At 68.1% G+C, this 19,988-nt stretch carries 21 protein-coding genes; 13 read left to right on the top strand and 8 right to left on the bottom strand.

Annotation, left to right across the window (positions count from 1 at the left end):
• Nucleotides 1-56: 56 nt before the first annotated feature.
• A complete protein-coding gene (locus G432_RS17010; RefSeq protein ID WP_015460059.1) occupies nt 57-1,346 on the bottom strand; it encodes a L,D-transpeptidase family protein in 1,290 nt (429 codons plus the stop codon).
• A gap of 231 nt (nt 1,347-1,577) precedes the next feature.
• Here G432_RS17010 and G432_RS17005 point away from each other — a divergent pair, with 231 nt between their 5' ends.
• The 4 genes from G432_RS17005 (at nt 1,578) to G432_RS16985 (ending at nt 6,988) form a co-directional block, all read left to right on the top strand.
• Nucleotides 1,578-2,774, top strand: a complete 1,197-nt coding sequence (locus G432_RS17005; RefSeq protein ID WP_015460058.1) for a sensor histidine kinase — start codon at nt 1,578-1,580, stop codon at nt 2,772-2,774.
• Nucleotides 2,775-2,846: 72 nt separating this feature from the next.
• On the top strand, nt 2,847-3,611 hold the full coding sequence (locus G432_RS17000; RefSeq protein ID WP_015460057.1) for a LytR/AlgR family response regulator transcription factor: 765 nt from the start codon (nt 2,847-2,849) through the stop codon (nt 3,609-3,611).
• A 491-nt stretch (nt 3,612-4,102) separates the two neighbouring features.
• Nucleotides 4,103-6,238: an NAD-dependent DNA ligase LigA gene (gene ligA / locus G432_RS16990; RefSeq protein WP_015460055.1), complete on the top strand. Its 2,136-nt coding sequence runs from the start codon at nt 4,103-4,105 to the stop codon at nt 6,236-6,238.
• Nucleotides 6,239-6,547: 309 nt separating this feature from the next.
• A complete protein-coding gene (locus tag G432_RS16985) occupies nt 6,548-6,988 on the top strand; it encodes a DUF2834 domain-containing protein (RefSeq protein ID WP_015460054.1) in 441 nt (146 codons plus the stop codon).
• A 22-nt stretch (nt 6,989-7,010) separates the two neighbouring features.
• Here the strand turns inward: G432_RS16985 and G432_RS16980 are convergent, their stop codons facing one another.
• The gene (locus tag G432_RS16980; protein WP_051128854.1) at nt 7,011-7,661 is read right to left on the bottom strand and encodes a glutathione S-transferase family protein; all 651 of its coding nucleotides are present in this window, start codon (nt 7,659-7,661) and stop codon (nt 7,011-7,013) included.
• A gap of 129 nt (nt 7,662-7,790) precedes the next feature.
• On the opposite strand from G432_RS16980, the gene phhA reads away from it, so the two are divergent.
• Entirely contained in the window at nt 7,791-8,654 is an 864-nt protein-coding gene (phhA, locus tag G432_RS16975) for a phenylalanine 4-monooxygenase (RefSeq protein ID WP_015460052.1), read from the top strand.
• A 117-nt stretch (nt 8,655-8,771) separates the two neighbouring features.
• Here the strand turns inward: phhA and G432_RS16970 are convergent, their stop codons facing one another.
• From G432_RS16970 to G432_RS16960, 3 genes are all read right to left on the bottom strand, one after another.
• Entirely contained in the window at nt 8,772-9,824 is a 1,053-nt protein-coding gene (locus G432_RS16970) for a ribonucleotide-diphosphate reductase subunit beta (protein ID WP_015460051.1), read from the bottom strand.
• A gap of 105 nt (nt 9,825-9,929) precedes the next feature.
• The gene (locus G432_RS16965) at nt 9,930-10,193 is read right to left on the bottom strand and encodes a hypothetical protein (RefSeq protein ID WP_015460050.1); all 264 of its coding nucleotides are present in this window, start codon (nt 10,191-10,193) and stop codon (nt 9,930-9,932) included.
• 301 nt (nt 10,194-10,494) lie between these two features.
• Nucleotides 10,495-10,899 (bottom strand): DUF805 domain-containing protein, encoded by a 405-nt coding sequence (locus tag G432_RS16960; protein ID WP_015460049.1) that lies wholly within the window; start codon nt 10,897-10,899, stop codon nt 10,495-10,497.
• Nucleotides 10,900-11,116: 217 nt separating this feature from the next.
• Between G432_RS16960 and dinB the strand changes: the two genes are divergently transcribed.
• From dinB to G432_RS16920, 8 genes are all read left to right on the top strand, one after another.
• The gene (gene dinB, locus G432_RS16955) at nt 11,117-12,208 is read left to right on the top strand and encodes a DNA polymerase IV (protein ID WP_015460048.1); all 1,092 of its coding nucleotides are present in this window, start codon (nt 11,117-11,119) and stop codon (nt 12,206-12,208) included.
• A 64-nt stretch (nt 12,209-12,272) separates the two neighbouring features.
• On the top strand, nt 12,273-12,977 hold the full coding sequence (locus G432_RS16950; RefSeq protein ID WP_015460047.1) for a 2OG-Fe(II) oxygenase: 705 nt from the start codon (nt 12,273-12,275) through the stop codon (nt 12,975-12,977).
• Complete coding sequence (gene alkB / locus G432_RS16945) at nt 12,964-13,629, top strand: DNA oxidative demethylase AlkB (protein WP_015460046.1); 666 nt, start codon at nt 12,964-12,966, stop codon at nt 13,627-13,629. Before G432_RS16950 ends, alkB begins: the two co-directional genes overlap by 14 nt.
• A gap of 84 nt (nt 13,630-13,713) precedes the next feature.
• A complete protein-coding gene (gene modA, locus G432_RS16940) occupies nt 13,714-14,529 on the top strand; it encodes a molybdate ABC transporter substrate-binding protein (protein WP_015460045.1) in 816 nt (271 codons plus the stop codon).
• Nucleotides 14,530-15,198 (top strand): molybdate ABC transporter permease subunit, encoded by a 669-nt coding sequence (modB, locus tag G432_RS16935; RefSeq protein WP_015460044.1) that lies wholly within the window; start codon nt 14,530-14,532, stop codon nt 15,196-15,198. It begins immediately after the preceding gene.
• Nucleotides 15,191-15,910 (top strand): ABC transporter ATP-binding protein, encoded by a 720-nt coding sequence (locus G432_RS16930; protein WP_187294010.1) that lies wholly within the window; start codon nt 15,191-15,193, stop codon nt 15,908-15,910. Before modB ends, G432_RS16930 begins: the two co-directional genes overlap by 8 nt.
• 252 nt (nt 15,911-16,162) lie before the next feature.
• Nucleotides 16,163-16,576 (top strand): nucleoside diphosphate kinase regulator, encoded by a 414-nt coding sequence (gene rnk, locus G432_RS16925; RefSeq protein WP_015460042.1) that lies wholly within the window; start codon nt 16,163-16,165, stop codon nt 16,574-16,576.
• Between the two features lie 190 nt (nt 16,577-16,766).
• Nucleotides 16,767-17,888 (top strand): NADH:flavin oxidoreductase/NADH oxidase, encoded by a 1,122-nt coding sequence (locus G432_RS16920; RefSeq protein ID WP_015460041.1) that lies wholly within the window; start codon nt 16,767-16,769, stop codon nt 17,886-17,888.
• Nucleotides 17,889-17,927: 39 nt separating this feature from the next.
• Here the strand turns inward: G432_RS16920 and G432_RS16915 are convergent, their stop codons facing one another.
• The 3 genes from G432_RS16915 to G432_RS16905 all read right to left on the bottom strand — a co-directional run bounded on the left by G432_RS16915 (nt 17,928) and on the right by G432_RS16905 (nt 19,910).
• Nucleotides 17,928-18,422, bottom strand: a complete 495-nt coding sequence (locus tag G432_RS16915) for a hypothetical protein (RefSeq protein ID WP_015460040.1) — start codon at nt 18,420-18,422, stop codon at nt 17,928-17,930.
• A gap of 65 nt (nt 18,423-18,487) precedes the next feature.
• Complete coding sequence (locus G432_RS16910) at nt 18,488-19,501, bottom strand: L,D-transpeptidase (RefSeq protein ID WP_015460039.1); 1,014 nt, start codon at nt 19,499-19,501, stop codon at nt 18,488-18,490.
• A gap of 88 nt (nt 19,502-19,589) precedes the next feature.
• On the bottom strand, nt 19,590-19,910 hold the full coding sequence (locus tag G432_RS16905) for a YnfA family protein (protein WP_015460038.1): 321 nt from the start codon (nt 19,908-19,910) through the stop codon (nt 19,590-19,592).
• Nucleotides 19,911-19,988 lie beyond the last annotated feature (78 nt).

Genomic DNA, 19,988 nt, shown 5'->3' with positions numbered 1-19,988 from the left:
AGGCTTTCGACAGGCCCGTCCCCACATGCTTCGGGGGTTTGATCGAGGACGCCCTGTCAGCGCGATGCGAGCCGCATCGGACCGTTGAGGCGTGCGATCAATCGGGGGTCTCGATTATAGGGATCCTCCAGCATGGCGACCTTGCCGTCCGGCCCGGCCTGGGCCGTGAAATAGACCAGCCAGACCGGCCGGGCTGTGTCGAGCTTCACAGTCGTGGTCGTCCGCCCGGCGAGGCCCCGCTCGATATCGGCGGTGCGGCCATGATCCAGGCGCACCATCTCCTCGGCCAGCCGATCGATATCCTTCACCCGGATGCAGCCATGGCTGAATGCCCGGGAAGGCTTGTCGAAATAGGCCTTGGCCGGGGTGTCGTGCAGGTAGATCGCATGGGCATTGGGCATGTCGATCTTGATGCGGCCCAGCGCATTGCCCGGCCCCGGCCGCTGGCGCACCGCATAACGCCCGCCGCCGACCGGATAGAATTCATAACCCCTCGCCGGATTGACCGCCCCCGGCCGCAGCCGCGACGAGCGGATGATGCTGGCCGGCACGTTCCACCAGGGGTTCACCACGACGGAGCTTGCCGCCATCGCGATCTGCGGCGTGGGCGTGGCCGGCGCCCCGACGACGACGGTGTAGCTCGACACCGGCTTCCCATCGTCGACGAGGTCGAGCGTGTAGCTCGGCACGTTCACATAGATGTGATCGGCGCCCAGATCGCGCGGCAGCCAGCGCCAGCGTTCCATGTTGGCCGCCAGCCGGTCGCGCCGGCCGGCATCCGCAGGCGGCGTCGCCGCCAGCGCCTCGCGCAGCGCGGCATAGCGCGGATCGGCCGGCAGCAGCGACCGCAGCCACGGCCGCACCTGCCCGGCGGCGAGCGCCTGGCGCAGGCCGGCCTGCAGGCGGGCGGGATCGGCATCCGTCCGCTCGATATGCCAGTCGAACCCGGCCCGATCGGCGACCCGGCCGTTGAGATAGTCCCCGGCAAGCCTGAGCGCGGCGGCATCCGCGAGCGCATCCAGCGCCGCACCGCCCTGCCCGCTCGCCATTTCCCGCCTTATCGCGTCGCCGCCATAGGGCGCGGCATCCAGCCCTTCGCCGGGCGCCGCGTCGATTTCCTCCAGCAAGGCCGCGACATCGGTGGGCCGCCACCGTTCCGCGGGGGTGGGGGCCGCCGCCATCGCCGCCGGCGCGGCGGTCGATGCCTCGGCCGGGCCGGCGCCCATCGTCATCGGCTCGCCCGCCAGGGCCAGCGTCGTCATTGCGGTGGCGCCCGCCGCCGCCAGCCAGCGAACAAGCCGGCCGGAACGGCGCAGACGGCCACCCACCGTCCTGCTCGTTTCCATGATACGCTCCGCAACTGGCGGCGCGATACATCCGCGCCGATGCACCGCGACGGCGATGCATGGCGATAGTCCTAACCCCGGCGGCGGCGATCGCACGGCCGCTGCGGCGAGGGCTCCCGCCCGCGCGACCATGATGGCCAGGGTCCGCAGGAGCGCAGATTCGTCGCGCGGACCGTCAATTTCGTCCCGCTGATGTGGCCAGTTGCTGCCGGACTGCCAAAAACCCCCGGCATGGAACTCGCACTGCGTGACGAAAGCGTGATTTTGGGGCAGAACGGCTCGCATACCCACCGGGGGGTCACCACGTTCATGCCAGCCGCGAAATCCGATGCGCGATGGGCCGATGCCGTGCCGCTCACGATCGGGCTATGGCTGTTCATGCTGCTCGTCTTCATGCCGGGCATCATCGCGCGCCATCCGGGGGACTGGGTGGGCGTGGCGATCGATTCCTCCACCGTCTGCCTTTCGATCGGCCTCGGGCTGCTCCTGTTCATATTGTTTCGCGGCACGGCGGACTGGCAGGGCGGCCCGCGTCTAGTGCTGATGGTCGCCGCCACGATCGGCATGGCGCTGGCCAGCACCATCTTCGATCTGAAGTTCACGGATTGGGGCGCCCGCAATCTCGGCGGCAACTGGCTGGCGATCCCGGTCGATTTCAAGCGCGCCTCGCAATCGCTGCTCAACTATCTCTGCGTCTTCTCGGTCAATGTCGCGCTGTTCCAGTTCTCCTTCTCCCGCCGCCGTTCGCTGACCCGCGAACGCCAGCTCGCCGCCGCTGAGACCGCCGCGCGGCAGGCGGAGCTGGAGGCGCTGCGGCTCCAGCTCAACCCGCATTTCCTGTTCAACACGCTGAACGCCATCTCCTCGCTGATCGTGACGCGCCGGAACGAGGATGCGGAGGAGATGACCGACAAGCTCTCCAGCTTCCTGCGCGCCTCGCTCGCCTGCAATCCGACCGAGCTGGTCCCGCTGGAGGAAGAGCTGGACCTGATGGCCGATTATCTCTCGATCGAGGCCGTCCGCTTCGGCGAGCGGCTGCGCGTGGAGATTAGCTGCACGCCGGAAGCCCGCGCCGTCCATGTGCCGGGCCTCCTTATCCAGCCGCTGGTGGAGAATGCGGTGAAATATGGCGTGGCCCGTTCCGCCCAGCCGGTGACGATCGCGATCGACGCGGTGGTGGACGAAGGCGATCTCTGCATCGTCATCACCAATGATGGCGGCGCGGGCCTGCCTTCGGTGAAATCGACGGCCACCGGCGTCGGCCTGCGCAACGTGCGGCGGCGGCTGGCGGCGCTTTACGGGGAACGGGCGAGCCTGGTGGCGGAGCCGGTGGGCGCGGGCTTCCTGGCCCGCATCTGCCTGCCGATCGACAAGGATGTCGTGGCCGCCCTGCTGCACCGCCAACAGGGATTGCCCCTTCCGCGCTGATGCGGGGAAGCCGCATTTCTGATATGGGCGGAATCGGCGTGTGGGGGCGATGTGTTGGGGGTGGACGGTATAATGCGCGTGCTGCTGGTCGATGATGAGGTGCTTGCCCTCGATCGCCTGAAGGCGCTGTTCGCCAATGTCGACGGCGCCGAAGTCGTCGGCCAGGCGATGACCGGCGAGGAAGCGCTGGAAGCGATCGTCACGCTGAAGCCGGATCTCGTCATCCTCGATATCCAGATGCCCGGCCGCAACGGGCTGCGCACGGCCGCCGACATCGATGTCGATCCGCGGCCGGAGATCGTGTTCGTCACCGCGCACGAACATTATGCCCCCGATGCCTTCGACGTGGATGCCGCCGATTATGTGCTGAAGCCGATCCGCTTCGATCGCCTGCGCCAGGCGGTGGAGCGCGCGCGGCGGCGGCGCGTGCTGAGGGAACAGGCGGAGCGCGTGGACGTGCTGGAGGAGCAGGTGCAGACGCTCCGTTCCAGCGCGGCGGAATCGCGGGACGACGCCGCCTTCTGGATTCCCGAGCGCCACGGCCAGCGCCGCGTGCCGCTGGAGACGATCAACTGGATCGAGGCCGCGCGCGATTATGTGCTGCTGCATACCGAGATGCGCAGCCACATGCTGCGGACGACGATGAGCGCGCTGGAGGAGAAGCTGGCCGGCAGCGGCCTGATCCGCGTCCACCGTTCGGCCTTCGTGCGGCCGGAAAGGGTGATGGAGGTGCGCCGCGCCAACCGTTCGATCGCGCTGGTGCTGGAGGACGGGGCCGAGGTGCAGGTGGGGCCAAGCTATTCGCAGGTCGTGGATTCCGCGCTCGGCCTGAACTGAGGGAACGGGGTTCGCGCGCCCGGGGCCGGCCCCACGCCGGCGCCGGGCGGCGCATATCGCATCAGAGCATCTGGTGCAGCGGCCCCTGCGCGAAGGATGTCGCGGCCGTCACGAACAGGCTGGTCGTGAACAGGGCGGCGAACCAGGTGGCCGCGGTGCGAACATGATTGCTGGTCATTCTATGTCCTTCCCAATGTGATTCCGGTTTTCAGGCACGTGCCCGTCGCGGCTTGGGCATGGCCTGTTCCCGGCCCGGCCCCCGCTTCCCCGCGGGATCGCCGCCATGCCGATCGATTCCCGTCCGGCGCGGGGGCAGCCATAGGCAGGCGCGCGCCGCATCGCCCCGCACCCGCGACCGCCCCGCGCGGCGGCGCGATGGATGTTCCGGCGAAACGACGAAATCGACGCTTTCATCGACGAAGCCGCGCGCGCCCATGCCGGCGCCCAAAAACCGGCTCCCTCCGACTCCCGAAATGTTCTAGCGCAGGGCCATGACGACGCCCCCGTTCCCGACCGATGCGCTCGCCGCTGCCGAGCGGCTGGCATGGCTGGCTGCCGAGATCGCCCGCCACAATGCGCTCTATCACGACAATGACGCGCCCGAGATTTCCGACGCCGAATTCGACGCGCTGGTGCGCGAGAATAATGCGATCGAGGCGGCCTTCCCGCATCTGGTGCGGGCCGATTCGCCCTCGCGCGCGGTAGGTTCCACGCCGAGCGGGCCGCTCGCCAAGGTGACGCATGCCAAAGCGATGCTCAGCCTCGACAATGCCTTCGCCGACGAGGACGTGGCCGAGTTCGTCGAGCGTATCCGCCGCTTCCTGCGGCTGGCGGACGACGTTCCCGTGGCGATGACGGCCGAACCGAAGATCGACGGCCTTTCCTGCTCGATCCGCTACGAAAACGGCCGCCTCGTCCAGGCCGCCACGCGCGGCGACGGCCAGGTGGGCGAGGATGTGACCCCCAACGTGCTCACCATCGCCGATATCCCGCACCGCCTGCCGGCCGGCGCGCCCGACCTGTTCGAGGTGCGGGGCGAAGTCTACATGGCCAAGGCCGATTTCCGGGCGCTCAACGCCCGCCTGCTGGCCGAGGCGCCCGACCCGGAAAAGGCCCGCCAGTTCGCCAACCCGCGCAACGCCGCCGCCGGATCGCTCCGCCAGAAGGATGCCGCCGTCACCGCCGCCCGGCCGCTGCGCTTCCTGGCCCATGGCTGGGGCGAGGTCTCGGCCCTGCCCGCCGACAGCCAATATGGCGTGATGCGCGCGATCGCCGGCTGGGGCCTGCCGGTTTCCGACGCGCTCGTGCTGGTCGATAGCGTGGCGGCGATGCTCGCCCATTATCGCGCGATCGAGACGGAACGCGCCGATCTGCCCTTCGACATCGACGGCGTGGTCTACAAGGTCGATCGGCTCGACCTGCAGGAACGGCTGGGCTTCGTCGCCCGCGCGCCGCGCTGGGCCATCGCCCACAAATTCCCCGCCGAACAGGCGCAGACGACGCTGCGCGCGATCGACACGCAGGTGGGCCGCACCGGCAAGATCACGCCTGTCGCCCGGCTGGAGCCGGTGACGGTGGGCGGCGTGGTCGTCACCAATGCCACGCTCCACAATGCCGACGAGATCGAGCGGCTGGGCGTGCGCCCCGGCGACCGCGTGGTGGTGCAGCGCGCCGGCGACGTGATCCCCCAGATCGTCGCCAACCTGACGCGCGAGGAGCCGCGCGCGCCATGGCACTTCCCCACCCAATGCGCCGAATGCGGATCGGCTTTGGCGCGCGAGGAAGGCGAGGTCGACTGGCGCTGCACCGGCGGCCTCATCTGCCCCGCCCAGCGCGTCGAGCGGCTGCGCCATTTCGTGAGCCGCCATGCGCTGGACATCGAGGGGCTGGGCCTCACCCATATCGAGGCCTTCTTCCGGGACGGCCTGATCCATTCGCCCGCCGACATCTACCGCCTCCACGAAAGGCGCGAGGCGCTGATCGCGCGCGAGCGCTGGGCCGAAACCTCGGTGGACAATCTGATCCGCGCGATCGATGCGCGCCGGACGCCGCCGCTCGATCGCCTCCTCTTCGCGCTGGGCATCCGCCATGTCGGCGAGGTGACGGCGCGCGATCTTGCCCGGCGCTATTCCACCTGGGAGGCGCTGACGGCGATGATCGACGCCGCCCGCGCCCGCCGCGCGGAGCTGGTGCAGGCGGTGGGCGAGACCGACGAGAAGTTCCGCGCCCGCACCGCCAAGGAACTTGCCGCCATCGTCGAGACGGCCGGCGTCGGGCCGGAGGTGGCGCAGGCGCTGGTCGATTTCTTCGATGAGCCCCACAATCAGGAGGTGCTGGCCGATCTGCTGGCGCAGGTGACGATCGAGCCCGTGATCCACCAGACCCGCGCCTCGGAGGTCAGCGGCAAGACGGTGGTGTTCACTGGCAGCCTCGAAACCATGTCGCGCGACGAAGCCAAGGCCCAGGCCGAGGCGCTGGGCGCGAAGACGGCGGGATCGGTTTCCAGCAAGACCGATCTGGTGGTGGCCGGCCCCGGCGCGGGTTCCAAGCTCAAGAAAGCCGCCGAACTCGGCATCCGCGTGATCGACGAGGCCGAATGGCAGGCGATCGTGGCGGCAGCGGGATAGGTCGCGGCGCAATGTCGCGCCCTTTGGAAGGCGGATAAGCGAAAGGCCGGCGGCCCCCATCCGTCATGCTGAACTTGTTTCAGCATCCATCCATCGACGCACACCAAGCTCGGTTTGGAAAGATGGCGCCTGAAACACGTTCAGGTGGCGATGGGGCGGTGTCCGTGATGGGGCCAAACTCGAACAACTGCCTTCTAAGCGCCCGCATCGACGTCCGCCCCTGCCCCACGCCCGTGCTGGCGCTGCCCCGTTTTCTCCCATAGCCTCGGATAAGGCCGGTCGTCCGAACCGGCCGGGGGGAGACATGCCATGACGATGAAGGAGCTGTTCTACGTCGCGATCGGCCTCGTGGCGATTGCGCTTACCATCTATCCCAACCGCCACCTCCTTTCGCGCCGGGCGGGCGGCGTTTCCGCGCTGGAGGGCTTTTATTACCTGATCGCGATCGCGGCCCTGCTGGTCGGCTGGTATTTCAACTTCCGCTTCATGCGCGAATATGGCGACGAGGCGACCTGGGCCAATTGGGTGCGGCTGCTGTTCGTCAATCCGGCGTCCGCCTCCGGCGGGCAGGACCTGCTGTTCGCCAATGCCGTGCTGTTCATCCCCTGGACGATCGTGGACGGGCGGCGCGCCGGCATGAAATGGAACTGGATCTGGTTCCCGATGAGCGCCGTCACCAGCTTCGCCTTCGCCATGGCCCTGTTCCTGGCGCTGAAGGAACGGCAGTTGCGCTGGAAGGCCGAAGCCTGACGCGGGTGCGCGGGGCCGGGGTTCAGTCCCGGCCCTGCCAGCCTTTGCGCAGATCGTCCAGGTCGTGCGCCCCGCCTTTCTCCAGCGCCCGCCGGTAGGCCGGGCGGGCCTGCATCAGCGCCAGATAGCGGCGGAGCGCGGGATAGGGATCGAGCATGCCGCGCAGCGACGCCGCCTCCATCACGAAGGCGGCCTGGATGTCCGCGCCCGTCAGCGCATCGCCCACCACATGGTCCCGGCCGGAAAGCTCCCGCTCCATGAAGCCGAAATGGCGATCGATCTCGCCATGGATGCGTTCATGGATCGGCGCGCCGGCCGGCCCCAGCATCTCGAGGTAGATGCCCATGATATAGGGCAGCATCACCGATCCCTCGATCAGGTGCATCCATTGGAGATAGCGCACCCAATCGTCGCTGCCGACCGGCGGCCGCAGCCGCCCGCCGCCGTGCACCTCGATCACATATTCGATGATCGCCCCCGATTCGGCGACCACCCTGCCCCCGTCGGTGATGACCGGCGCCTTGCCGAGCCCGTGCAGCCGTTCATATTCCGGCGGAGAAAACAGCCGGTCGCGCCGCTTATAGCGTTCGATCGCATAATCGAGCCCCAGTTCCTCCATCAGCCAGAGGATGCGGTGGGATCGCGAATTTTCGAGATGGTGGACCGTTATCATCAGGGCCTCCCGCCAGGCGAGCCCGATCATAAGCCCGCCCGGCGCCGCCCGTCATGCCGCCATGAAGGCCACCCCCATGATCCGGGCCGCCATTTCCCCTCGCCGCCCGAGGCTGCTACACTCGGGCCCATGGAACTAACGCTGGAACGCCCGCCGGAGGGCGCCGCCGCCGACTGGACGATTGATCAGAACTGGGAACGCTTCACGCCGCAGGAACATGCGGTGTGGGACACGCTGTTCGAACGCCAGGCAAGATTGCTGCCCGGACGCGCCTCCAAGGCGTGGCTGCGGGGGCTGGACGTGCTCAGGCTGTCGCGCCCGGGCATCCCCAATTTCGAGGAGCTTTCCGAACGATTGATGGCCGCCACCGGCTGGCGCGTGGTCGCCGTGCCGGGGCTGGTGCCCGACGACATATTCTTCGACCATCTCGCCCACCGCCGTTTCGTCGCCGGCAATTTCATCCGCCGCGCCGACCAGCTCGATTACCTCCAGGAACCGGACGTGTTTCACGACGTGTTCGGCCATGTGCCGATGCTCGCCGATCCGGTTTTCGCCGATTATATGCAGGCTTATGGCCAGGGCGGCCTCAGATCGCTGGGCTTCGGCGCGCTGCACAAGCTGGCGCGGCTCTATTGGTATACGGTGGAATTCGGGCTGGTGGAGGAGGAAGGCGCGCTCCGCATCTACGGATCGGGCATCGTATCCAGCCGGGGCGAAAGCCTGTTCGCGCTCGACGATCCCAGCCCCAACCGCATCGCCTTCGATCTCCGGCGCGTGATGCGCACCCGCTACCGCATCGACGATTATCAGCAGACCTATTTCGTCATCCCGAGCTTCGAGGAGCTGCTGCGCTGCACGCTGGAGACGGATTTCGCCCCGCTCTATGCCGAGCTGGAGGGGATGGAGGATCTCGATCCCGAAACGGTGCTGGCCGAGGACAGGGTGCTGACGCAGGGCACCCAGGCCTATGCGCGGAGCCGCCCGCGCGGCTGAAACGGAAGGCCGGCGGCCGAACCGCCGCCGGCCCTTTCCATCCCTTATTCCGCGGCCACCCCGGCGCGGCTGAAACGGAAGGCCGGCGGTCGAACCGCCGCCGGCCCTTTCCATCCCTTATTCCGCGGCCACCCCGGCGCGGCTGAACATGTCCTCGCCGCCGGCATCCTCATTGGCGGCCGGCCCGTTATGCGCGGCCTTGCGGCGATCGAAGGCGTCCCATACCTCGCCCCAATTGCCGCGCGTCGCGGCCTTGGAATATTCGGTGGCGCGGGTTTCGAAGAAATTGGCGTGCTCCACGCCGTTCAGCAGCGGGGCGAGCCACGGCAGCGGATGCTCGTCGATCATGTAGATCGGCTTGAAGCCGAGCTGCCCCAGCCGCCAGTCGGCGATGTAGCGGACATATTTCTTGATGTCCTTGGGCGTCATGCCGGGCACCGGCCCCATTTCGAACACCAGGTCGATGAAGGCGTCCTCCAGTCGCACCGTCTTCTGGCACTGGTCGAGAATGTCGTCGCGCACCGCCGGCGTCAGGCAGTTCCGTTCCTTCACGAAGGCGTGGAACAGGCGGATGATGCCGTCGCAGTGCAGGCTCTCGTCGCGCACGCTCCACGACACGATCTGGCCCATGCCCTTCATCTTGTTGAAGCGCGGGAAGTTCATCAGCATCGCGAAGCTGGCGAACAGTTGCAGCCCTTCGGTGAAGCCGCCGAACATGGCGAGCGTGCGGGCGATGTCCTCGTCCGTGTCGACGCCGAACTGGGACAGATAGTCGTGCTTGTCCTTCATCTCCTTATATTGGAGGAAGGCCGAATATTCGGTTTCCGGCATGCCGATCGTATCGAGCAGATGGCTGTAGGCGGCGATGTGCACCGTCTCCATGTTGCTGAACGCGGTCAGCATCATCTTGATCTCGGTCGGCTTGAACACGCGGCCATATTTGTCGTGGTAGCAATCCTGCACCTCGACATCGGCCTGGGTGAAGAAGCGGAAGATCTGCGTCAGCAGGTTGCGTTCCGACTGGTCGAGCTTCTGCGCCCAGTCGCGGCAATCCTCGCCCAGCGGCACCTCCTCCGGCAGCCAGTGGAGCTGCTGCTGGCGCTTCCAATATTCGAACGCCCACGGATATTCGAAGGGCTTGTAGGTGCGGGAGGCCTGGAGGAGAGGCATGGTCTTCGTCCCTTCGTCAGTCCCGGCCGGGCCGGGCGGTAATGGCTTGGTCCGCCGAGGGACCGGCAATGGCCGGCGCCTCGGCGCGGAATTCGTGGGCCGCCGTCATCCGGCCCAGGGCAGATAGAGCAGCATCAGCAGCACCACGCCGGACAGCAGCAGGATGATGCCCTTGGCGCGGGCGGAGCTCACTTCCTTCAGCCCCGGAAAATCGGGGTGGCGGCTATGTTCCTCGAACAGCGGGTCGTTCGCGCCGATGCGGCTCTTTATATAGTGATTGTGGCGCGCGGCGTCACGCAGCGTCCACAGGCCGATCACGATGTTGAACACGGCGATCGGCACGATCAGGGTCCAGCCCGGCGCGGTCATCGCTGATTCGCCTTCCGGCCTGTGCCCATATTCCCGACAATCGCGGGCATCCCCGCACCCTTATCCATAGATCGGCCCCGCCAGTTCCGGGCCGCCTGATCCGACGCCGAACGGCTAACCGGATCGAACGCTGCGGCACCCTTTCCGAACATGAAGGCAGCCTATTCAATCGGCCCCGGCATGGCTACCCGGAAAGTGGGCCGTGATCGACAAATCTGGGGATAGTCTCGCAACAGCTTGTGGCCCGGCGGCTAACCGGGCACAATTTATGGGTGAAGCCGCGACATGCGGGAAGCCGGCTTCAAGGCCGGATCGCCACGTCTTCCGCCACGGGATCGGCACCGTAACGATTGGGTCCGCTCGTCCCCGGCAGGCACATGAAATAGAGGATGGCGAAGACGCCGACGACGGGCACGAAACCGATCAGCACCATCCAGCCCGGACGCCCCAGATCGTGGAAGCGACGGACCTGCACGGCCAGCCCCGGCACGAACATCACCGCCACATAGAGGCCCAGCAGCGGCACAATCACCCCGAGCGTAGCCGGCAGGACGCCGGCCATCCCCCGGAAGAAAATGCCCGACAGCGGAACATAGAAGAGCAAGGCGACAAGGGCGTGGAGGGCGGCGAACATCCAGAATTCCCTGCGGCTCGAACGACCGTTGAAATCGGCATAACGTTTGAGCGGCAGCAGCATCCACTCCATTCCCAACCCCCTGTTTTGGCGACCTTTGCCCGTTATTCGGGCCATCATGCCTCGTGCCGCATCGCCGGAAAGGCGGCCACGCCCGCGCGACGAGCACGCATTTCGGGACTGCGAACGCGCAAGGGCATACGACGAAAATGCCATTTCCTTCGACGAAAGCCCTTTGTCGGGGTGACTCGAAGGCCCTTTGTTCCTATGATGTTCCAAAAGGGAAGCCATGGGCCAGCCGGAACGGCCAGCAGTGACGCGCAAGATCATCCACATCGACATGGACGCCTTCTACGCCTCGGTGGAGCAGCGCGATTCCCCGGAACTGCGCGGCAGGCCGGTGGCGGTGGGCGGTTCCAGCGCGCGGGGCGTGGTGGCGGCCGCCAGCTATGAGGCGCGGCGCTATGGCGTGCGATCGGCGATGCCTTCGGTCACGGCGACGCGCAAATGCCCGGAGCTGGTGTTCGTCCGCCCGCGCTTCGATGTCTACAAGGCCGTTTCGCGGCAAATTCGGGAGATTTTCGCCGAATATAGCGATCTGGTGGAGCCGCTTTCGCTGGACGAAGCCTATCTGGACGTGACGGCCAACCGCCAGCAGCTGCCTTCCGCCACCGCCACGGCGGAAGCCATCCGCGCCCGCATCCTGGCGGAAACCGGGCTCACCGCATCGGCCGGCATCTCCTACAACAAGTTCCTCGCCAAGCTGGCTTCGGACCAGAACAAGCCCAACGGCCAGTGCGTCATCACCCCGGCGCAGGGCGAGGCCTTCGTCGCCGGGCTGGAGGTCGGCCGCTTCCACGGCATCGGCCCGCGCACAGCCGAAAAGCTCAACCGTTTCGGCATCCATACCGGCGCGGACCTGCGGGCGAAGGACGCGGAATGGCTCCGCCGGCATTTCGGCAAGTCGGGCGCCTGGTATCATGCGATCGCGCGCGGGATCGACGATCGGCCGGTGACGCCAGACCGGCCGCGCAAATCCAGCGGATCGGAAACCACCTATTTCGAGGATCTCGCCACGGCGGAGGCGGTGGAAAATGGCGTCCGCGCCATGGCGGACGAGGTGTGGGGCTGGTGCGAACGCACGCGGGCCGCCGCACGGACGGTGACGGTGAAGGTGAAATATGCCGATTTCCAGCAGATCACCCGCAGCCGCACCCTTCCCGCCACGATCGACAGCCAGGCGATGCTGCATGCCGTCAGCGTCGATCTGGTCCGCACCATCTTCCCGCTGGTGAAGAGCGTGCGGCTGCTGGGCGTCACCCTCTCCAATTTCGAGGATGAGCAGTCGGCCGCCCAGGCGCAGCTCGCCTTCGTGCTTTGATCGCAAGCGGCGGGATGCGGGCCTGCCGCGTTCCCGCCAGGGAAGGCCGATGGAACGACGGGACATGACAAGGCATCGGATCGAGGCCATCGACAGGCAGGCGATCGCCGCCGGGCTGGACGGCGGCGGCTGGGCATTGCTGCCCGGCCTGCTCGATCCAGCCGGCTGCGCGGACATGGCGGGGCTGTATGACCGGCCGGCCGGCTTCCGCAGCACGGTGACGATGGCGCGGCACGGCTTCGGCCGGGGCGAATATCGCTATTTCGCTTATCCCCTGCCCCCGCTGGTCGAAACGCTGCGCGCAGCCTTCTATCGCCTGCTCGCGCCCATCGCCAATCGCTGGCAGGAACGGATGGGGCTGGCGGCGCGCTTCCCGGAGGAGCATCGCGATTTCCTCGCCCACTGCCACGCCGCGGGGCAGGCGCGGCCCACGCCGCTGATGCTGCGCTATGGGCCGGGCGATCATAATTGCCTGCATCAGGACCTCTATGGCGAACATGTGTTTCCGCTGCAGGCGGCGATCCTGCTTTCGGCGCCGGGCGCGGACTTCACCGGCGGTGAGTTCGTGCTGACCGAGCAGCGGCCGCGCATGCAATCGCGGGTCGAGGTGGTGCCGCTGGCGCAGGGCGATGCGGTGGTCTTCGCGGTGAACCAGCGGCCGATCGCGGGCGGCCGGGGCGACTATCGCGTCACGATGCGCCACGGCGTCAGCAGCGTTCGCAGCGGCCGGCGGCACATGCTGGGGATCATCCTGCATGACGCGGCCTGAGGAGATGTCGGCCGGCACCGACCTGTTCGACGCCGAGCCGCGCGATCAGGCGCTAAGCCCCGGCGCGATGGTGCTGGGCGGATTCGCCCGCGACATGGACCGGGATCTGCTTGCCGCGATCGAGGGCGTGCTGGCGGACGCCCCGCCGCGTCACCTCGTCACGCCCGGCGGCCGGCGGATGTCGGTGGCGATGAGCAATTGCGGCGGCGTCGGCTGGGTCAGCGATCGGCGGGGCTATCGCTACGATCCGATCGACCCGGAAAGCGGGCGGCGCTGGCCGGCCATGCCGGATATCTTCACCGATCTCGCCATCCGGGCCGCGGCGGCGGCGGGCTTTGCCGGGTTCGTGCCGGATGCCTGCCTGATCAACCGATACGAGCCCGGCGCGCGGCTGTCGCTGCATCAGGATCGCGACGAGCGGGACCGGGCGGCGCCGATCGTCTCCGTCTCGCTGGGATTGCCCGCCACCTTCCTGTGGGGCGGCGAGAAAAGGAGCGACCGGCCGCGCCGGATCAGGATCGTCCACGGCGATGTGACCGTATGGGGCGGGCCGGCGCGGTTCGCCTTCCATGGTGTGGAGCCGGTGGCGGACGGCGCGCATCCACTGACCGGCCGGGCGCGCTACAACCTGACGTTCCGCAAGGTTTTCTGATGCCCGGCCATGCTATCGCGCTATAGCTGGCTGTATATAATGGTCCTTATGATGCGGGGCATGTTCAGATTGGGGAGGCCGGCCATGCAATCCTTTGGGCGCCGGGCGATATTGGCGCTGGCCGGGGCATTCGCCCTTGCGGGGTCCCTGGCCCCGGCGGCGATCGCCGCGCCGGCCGACGAGCCCGCGATCGCGGCGGCGGCGGACCTCAATGCCGCCCTGCCCCAGATCGCCGATCTGTTCCGCAGGAAGACGGGCCGGACGGTGAAGCTGACCTTCGGCGCATCGGGCAATCTGACCCAGCAGATATTGAACGGCGCGCCCTTCCAGCTCTTCCTTTCCGCCGACGAAAGCTATGTCGCGCGGCTGGCGGAGGCGGGGCGGACGGTGGATGGCGGCACGCTCTACGCCACCGGCCGGATCGGCCTGTTCACGCCCAGGGGATCGCCGGTGAAGGCCGACGGCAGGCTCGCCGATCTCGCCGCCGCGATCCGCGACGGGCGGCTGAGGAAGTTCGCCATCGCCAATCCCGAACATGCCCCCTATGGCCGCGCCGCGCGCGAGGCGCTGACCACGGCGAAGCTGTGGGATGCGATCCAGCCCCGGCTGGTGCTGGGCGAGAATGTGGCGCAGGCGACCCAGTTCGCCACCAGCGGATCGGCCGACGGCGGCATCATCCCGCTTTCGCTGGCGATGACGCCGCAGGTGCAGGCGGCCGGCCGCTTCGCCCTGATCCCGGCCGAATGGCACAAGCCGCTGCGGCAGCGCGCCGTGCTGATGAAGGGCGCGGGCGAGACGGCGCGCGCCTTCTACGCCTTCATGCAGAGCCCGGAGGCGCACAAGCTGCTCGATCATTACGGCTTCACCCTGCCCCGGACGGGCCAAAGCAAGCCGCGCTGAGTGGACTGGACCGCCTTCGCCCTGTCGCTGAAGCTGGCCGGGTGGACGGCGGCGCTGCTTCTGCCGATCGGCCTCGTCGCGTCGCGGGCGCTGGCCTTCCATGCCCGCCGCTCCCGCCCGCTGTTCGAGGCCGCCGTCGCCCTGCCGCTGGTGCTGCCGCCCACGGTGCTGGGCTATTATCTGCTGGTGGCCTTCGGCGGCGCCTCGCCGCTGGGGAAGCTGTGGACCGACCTGTTCGGCCACGGCCTGGCCTTCAGCTTCCACGGCCTGCTGGCGGCATCGGTGCTGATCAACATCCCCTTCGCCGTCCAGCCGATGCAGCGCGCCTTCGAGGCGCTTCCCGCCGACATCCGCGAGGCGGCCTGGGTAAGCGGGCTCACCCCCTGGGCGACCTTCTGGCGGATCGAGCTGCCGCTGGCATGGCCGGGCGTGCTTTCCGCCTTCGTGCTCACCTTCGCCCATACGCTGGGCGAATTCGGCGTGGTGCTGATGGTGGGCGGTTCGATCCCCGGCGAAACGCGCACGGCGGCGCTGGCCATCTACGATCGGGTTCAGGCGTTCGACAATCAGGCGGCGGGCGCCATGTCCCTCCTGCTCCTCCTGATCTCCATCATCGCCATCCTGATCGTCCATGGCCTCTCCGGCCGGATCGGGCGGCGCCGTGGCTGAGGGGCTCGGCGTATCTCTGGCCATGGCGCGGCCGGTGCCGATCGCGGTGGATTTCACCTGCGCGCCCGGCGAGCTGGTGGCGCTGATCGGCCCCTCGGGCGCCGGCAAGACGACGATCCTGCGCGCGATCGCCGGGCTGGACCGCGCCGCCGCCGGCCGCATCGCCTGCCGGGGCGAAACCTGGCTGGACAGCGCCGCCGGCATCCGCCTGCCGCCGCATTGCCGCCGGGTGGGGCTGGTGTTCCAATCCTATGCCTTGTTCCCGCACCTGACCGCGATCGGCAACGTGGCCGCCGCCATCGAAGGTCGGCCGCGCGGGGAAAGATTGCGGCGGGCGGCCGAGCTGCTGGCGCTCGTCCATCTCGACGGGCTGGAGCAGCGGCGGCCGGCCGAGCTTTCCGGCGGCCAGCAGCAGCGCGTGGCGCTCGCCCGCGCGCTCGCCCGCGAGCCCGAGGCGCTGCTCCTGGACGAACCCTTCTCCGCCGTCGACCGCCGCACCCGCCGGCGCCTGCGCGAGGAACTGGCCGAGCTGCGCGGCCGGGTGCGGGCTCCGATCATCCTCGTCACCCACGACCTCGACGAAGCGACGGCGCTGGCCGACCGGCTGGTGGTGATCGACCAGGGCGCAATGCTCCAACAGGGCCGGCCGGCGGACGTGCTGGCGGCACCGGCATCGGAACGGGTGCGCGCGGCGCTGGACCTGGAAGGATGATCCCCCGCTGGCGGCACCCCTTCTCCCATCATTGACTTGCCCCCCACCCTCCCGCATCAATGCGGGCATGATAACGGCGCGGCAACGGCGACATCGCCATCATTCGGGGCAGCTTCCGGCGCGCATCTAGCCCGGGTCTGACAGCAGGCGCGCGTCCGGCCCAGGCCCGGGACTTTCATTTTCGAAACCGAAAAGCGGCCGCCCGTCCGTGGGCGTGGCCGTCCCGTTCCCATTCCCGAAAAGGCTCCGCCCGTGACCAAGACCGATATACCGCCGTCCACCCGGCCGCCCCTGCACATCATCGACAGCGAATATGACGCCATCGCCGGCATCGCGATGCGCGCCGAGCATAGCCAGCCGGAGCTGGCCCGCCTGCTGATGGCGGAGCTGGACCGCGCCGAGATATGCGACGCGGCCAGCTTGCCGCCCGACACCGCGGCCATGCATTCGCGCATCAGCTTCATCGACGAGGGCAGCGGCGCGAGCCGGACGGTGGAGTTGGTCTATCCGCAGGAAGCCGATATCGAGGCCGGCAAGATATCGATCCTCACCCATGTCGGCGCCGGGCTGATCGGCATGCGGGCCGGCAGCTCCATCCTGTGGCCGGACCGCGACGGCCGCGAACGGCGGCTGAAGATCGTGCGCATAGAGCGGCCAGCGCCGTGACACGGGGCCGCCGCGGCTGGATGCGGCGCGGCTTCCGCCCGGCCGGCGGGCCAGGCGAACAGGCTCGGGCGGATGATGATGGCGGCCACGACCCCGCGCCGGGTGCGGGAGGAGGACCGGAAATCCAGCATTCGCGACATTCCCGCGAGGCTGCTACCATTTCCGTGGAATCGCGGCAGGGAAGCAACACATGAACGCGCCCAGACTTTTCGAGCCGATCGACATTGGCGGGCTGAAACTGGCCAACCGCATCGTCATCGCACCGATGTGCCAATATTCGGCGGTCGACGGCCGCATGACGGACTGGCACCTGATCCACCTCGGCCATCTCGCCCTTTCGGGCGCGGCGCTGCTGACGATCGAGGCGACGGCGGTGCTGCCCGAAGGCCGGATCAGCTATGCCGACGTCGGGCTGTGGGACGACGCGACCGAGCAGGCGATGGCGGAGACGCTGGCGAGCGTCCGCCGCCATTCCGACATGCCGATCGCCATCCAGCTCGCCCATGCCGGGCGCAAGGCATCGACCGACCTGCCCTGGCTAGGCGGTGGGCAGATCGCGCCCGGCAACGCCAATGGCTGGCAGACGGTGGCGCCGTCGCCTTATCCCTTCGCCGACGACGAAAATGCCCCGCTGGCGCTGGACAAAGCTGGTCTGGCACGGGTGCGCGACGCCTTCGCCGATGCCGCGCGCCGGGCGACCCGCATCGGCATCGATGCGATCCAGATCCATGGCGCGCACGGCTATCTGCTCCACCAGTTCCTCTCGCCGCTGTCCAACCGGCGGGAGGACGAATATGGCGGCAGCCTGGAAAACCGGATGCGCTTCCCGCTTGAGGTGTTCGATGCCGTGCGGCAGGCCTTCCCCGCCGACCGGCCGGTGACGATGCGGGTATCGGGCACCGATTGGGTGGCTGGCGGCTGGGATGCGGAGCAGACCATCGCCTTCGCCCAGGCGCTGGAAGCGCGCGGCTGCGCCGCCATCCACGTATCGAGCGGCGGGCTGGACCCGCGCCAGCAGATCCCGGTGGGGCCGAGCTATCAGGTGCCGCTGGCCCGTGCGGTCAAGCAGGCGGTTTCCATGCCGGTCGTGGCGGTGGGGCTGATCACCGATCCCGAGCAGGCCGAGGCGATCGTCGGCACGGGCGACGCCGATCTCATCGCGCTTGCGCGGACGATCCTCTACGATCCCCGCTGGCCGTGGCATGCGGCCGCCCAACTGGGCGCGCGGGTGCATGCTCCCCACCAGTATCTGCGATCCCAGCCCCGGCAATATCGGTCCCTCTTCGATATCGCCGGCAGCGCGGAGAATTGAGGGCCGGCCGTTCCGGCCCCCTCGCTTCGTCGCCCGTCTTTATCTGGATTTTGCCGGCGCGGCGGCGGAAGCCTTTGGAATGCCGGCCTCCGCATTGAAGGCGGCCCATTTATCCTCGTCGAGATGCTCGGCGAACTTGCCTACTTGCCGGGCCGTATTTTCCTCCGCCATCAATTCCCGCATGGCGATCTGGCCCAGCAGCCCGAAGCTGGTCTCGATGGCGTGAGGGCCATCATATTTCACCGCCTGCACCGCTTCCTTCCGGCAATCGGCGAGCAGCAGACGCTCCACCGTCGCGGCCATCTTCACATCGCTTTCGGCCAGTTCCCGATCGGTGACGTTCACCATCGATTTCAGCGAGGGATTCCCCGACAGCGCCGAGAATATCCAGCGGATCATCGCCGCCTTGTCCTCCGTGGAGGTCTGCCTGACCACGCAACGGTCGAGATCGTCGGAATAGACCGACGCCTGGGCCGCAGGCGCCAGCGCCAGCCCGGCCAGCGCGAAGGCGCATGTCGACAGGATCCTGTTCATGAAATTCCCCCAATGATTTGAATGGACATGCAGGCCGCCCCGCCGCTTCCCGGGGGACCGACGCTTCAATAACGGTCGCCCGGGTCCTTGATGTCCTCGCCCTTGATGACGGTGAGCTTCTTGCCCGATCCGCTCGATTTCAGGCTGTCCGGCGTGAGGACGACGGTAGTGCCGGGCGCGAGGATGGCGGCGAGGCGGGCGCGGAAGCCTTCGGGAACGTGCAGGCGCTTGCGCTCCTCGGGCAGCAGCTCCTGATTGGGCGACACCGTCTGCCCCGGCAGCGGCAATTGCAGCCAGTGATACTGATCGCCCTCGATCGCGCGGAGCGTATAGGCCGTCGTCTCGGCGACAGGCCCGTCGATGGTGATCGGGGTGCGGCCGATCTCCACGCCGTCGCGCAGCACGATGAGCTTGAGGTCCTTGGCGCTGATGACGATCGAGATCGGGCCGGTGGGGGCGAGATTGGGCTCCCATTTGCCGCTGTCGCCATCCGTCGCCACCGTCCCGCCATCGGCGCGCAGGGCATCGGGCGTGGGGGCCACGCGCGGCACCTCCCCGTTCCGGGTGATGACGACGGTGAGGCCGAGCGAGGTGACGCCGTAGAGCTGGCGGGCGAAGGCCATGGGCAGGCGGATGCAGCCGTGCGAGGCGGGATAGCCCGGCAGGCTGCCGGCGTGCATGGCGATGCCGTCCCAGGTCAGCCGCTGCATGAAGGGCATCGGCGCATTGTTGTAGAGGTTGGACTTATGGTCCTTCGCCTTCTGAAGGACGGTGAACACGCCGGTGGGCGTTTCATGCCCCTTCTTACCGGTCGATACGGTGGAAACGCCGATCAGCACGCCGTTGCGATAGACGTAGGCGCGCTGTTTTTCGAGGCTGACGATGATCATCACCGGGCCGTCGGGCGCGACATCGGGCGCCCAGATGAACTGGCCGGGGCGCAGCTTGGCGACGGCCTCCTCCACGCTGCTACCCGACAGGGCAGCCTGCATGGCACGCGCGACGCCCGGCAGCGTGCCGAGCATCACCGTCCCGCCCGCCAACCATGAGAATGCGCCGCGCCGATCGATCTGGATCATTACCGTCCGTTCCGTTGCCTGCCCGGCCCCGAGCATGGCAAATATCCGGCCCGGACGCTACTGCTTAGCCGGTTTCCCAAGGGCCGGATCAGGCGCGCGGGCCACCCAGAATCACCGCCGCGCCGGCGAGGCAGACCAGCCCGCCGAGCAGATCCCACCGATCCGGCCGCGCGCCTTCCACCAGCCACATCCAGCCGATCGCCGAGACGATGTAGATGCCGCCATAGGCCGCATAGGCGCGGCCGGCATGATCGGCCTCCACCAGCGTAAGCAGCCAGGCGAACAGGCAGAGCGAGGCGATGCCGGGGACGAGCCACCAGGCGGGGCGATCCATACGCAGCCAGGCCCAGAAGGCGAAGCAGCCACCGATTTCCGCCAGCGCGGCGCCGATATAGATCAGGAAGGCCATGGCGACCGACCTGCCATCGCGGGGCGGGTCGCGCAACGGCCGGAATTCCGGGACGGGCGAATTCGCGCTAGGATGGCG

Origin of the sequence: Sphingomonas sp. MM-1, from assembly GCF_000347675.2 — a bacterium.
GTDB lineage: Bacteria > Pseudomonadota > Alphaproteobacteria > Sphingomonadales > Sphingomonadaceae > Sphingomonas_E > Sphingomonas_E fennica.
Note: the sequence above shows the minus strand (reverse complement) of the source record. Positions and strands in the feature narration are given on the sequence as shown.

Coding starts and splice junctions, on each gene's coding strand:
- G432_RS16920 (WP_015460041.1), top strand. CDS start 16,767: ATGAACGCGCCCAGACTTTTCGAGCCGATCGACATTGGCGGGCTGAAA.
- G432_RS17000 (WP_015460057.1), top strand. CDS start 2,847: ATGCGCGTGCTGCTGGTCGATGATGAGGTGCTTGCCCTCGATCGCCTG.
- G432_RS16965 (WP_015460050.1), bottom strand. CDS start 10,193: ATGACCGCGCCGGGCTGGACCCTGATCGTGCCGATCGCCGTGTTCAAC.
- G432_RS17010 (WP_015460059.1), bottom strand. CDS start 1,346: ATGGAAACGAGCAGGACGGTGGGTGGCCGTCTGCGCCGTTCCGGCCGG.
- G432_RS16960 (WP_015460049.1), bottom strand. CDS start 10,899: ATGGAGTGGATGCTGCTGCCGCTCAAACGTTATGCCGATTTCAACGGT.
- modA (WP_015460045.1), top strand. CDS start 13,714: ATGCAATCCTTTGGGCGCCGGGCGATATTGGCGCTGGCCGGGGCATTC.
- dinB (WP_015460048.1), top strand. CDS start 11,117: ATGGGCCAGCCGGAACGGCCAGCAGTGACGCGCAAGATCATCCACATC.
- G432_RS16950 (WP_015460047.1), top strand. CDS start 12,273: ATGACAAGGCATCGGATCGAGGCCATCGACAGGCAGGCGATCGCCGCC.
- G432_RS16905 (WP_015460038.1), bottom strand. CDS start 19,910: ATGGCCTTCCTGATCTATATCGGCGCCGCGCTGGCGGAAATCGGTGGC.
- phhA (WP_015460052.1), top strand. CDS start 7,791: ATGGAACTAACGCTGGAACGCCCGCCGGAGGGCGCCGCCGCCGACTGG.
- G432_RS16910 (WP_015460039.1), bottom strand. CDS start 19,501: ATGATCCAGATCGATCGGCGCGGCGCATTCTCATGGTTGGCGGGCGGG.
- alkB (WP_015460046.1), top strand. CDS start 12,964: ATGACGCGGCCTGAGGAGATGTCGGCCGGCACCGACCTGTTCGACGCC.
- G432_RS16970 (WP_015460051.1), bottom strand. CDS start 9,824: ATGCCTCTCCTCCAGGCCTCCCGCACCTACAAGCCCTTCGAATATCCG.
- G432_RS16980 (WP_051128854.1), bottom strand. CDS start 7,661: ATGATAACGGTCCACCATCTCGAAAATTCGCGATCCCACCGCATCCTC.
- G432_RS16985 (WP_015460054.1), top strand. CDS start 6,548: ATGACGATGAAGGAGCTGTTCTACGTCGCGATCGGCCTCGTGGCGATT.
- G432_RS17005 (WP_015460058.1), top strand. CDS start 1,578: ATGGAACTCGCACTGCGTGACGAAAGCGTGATTTTGGGGCAGAACGGC.
- G432_RS16915 (WP_015460040.1), bottom strand. CDS start 18,422: ATGAACAGGATCCTGTCGACATGCGCCTTCGCGCTGGCCGGGCTGGCG.
- ligA (WP_015460055.1), top strand. CDS start 4,103: ATGACGACGCCCCCGTTCCCGACCGATGCGCTCGCCGCTGCCGAGCGG.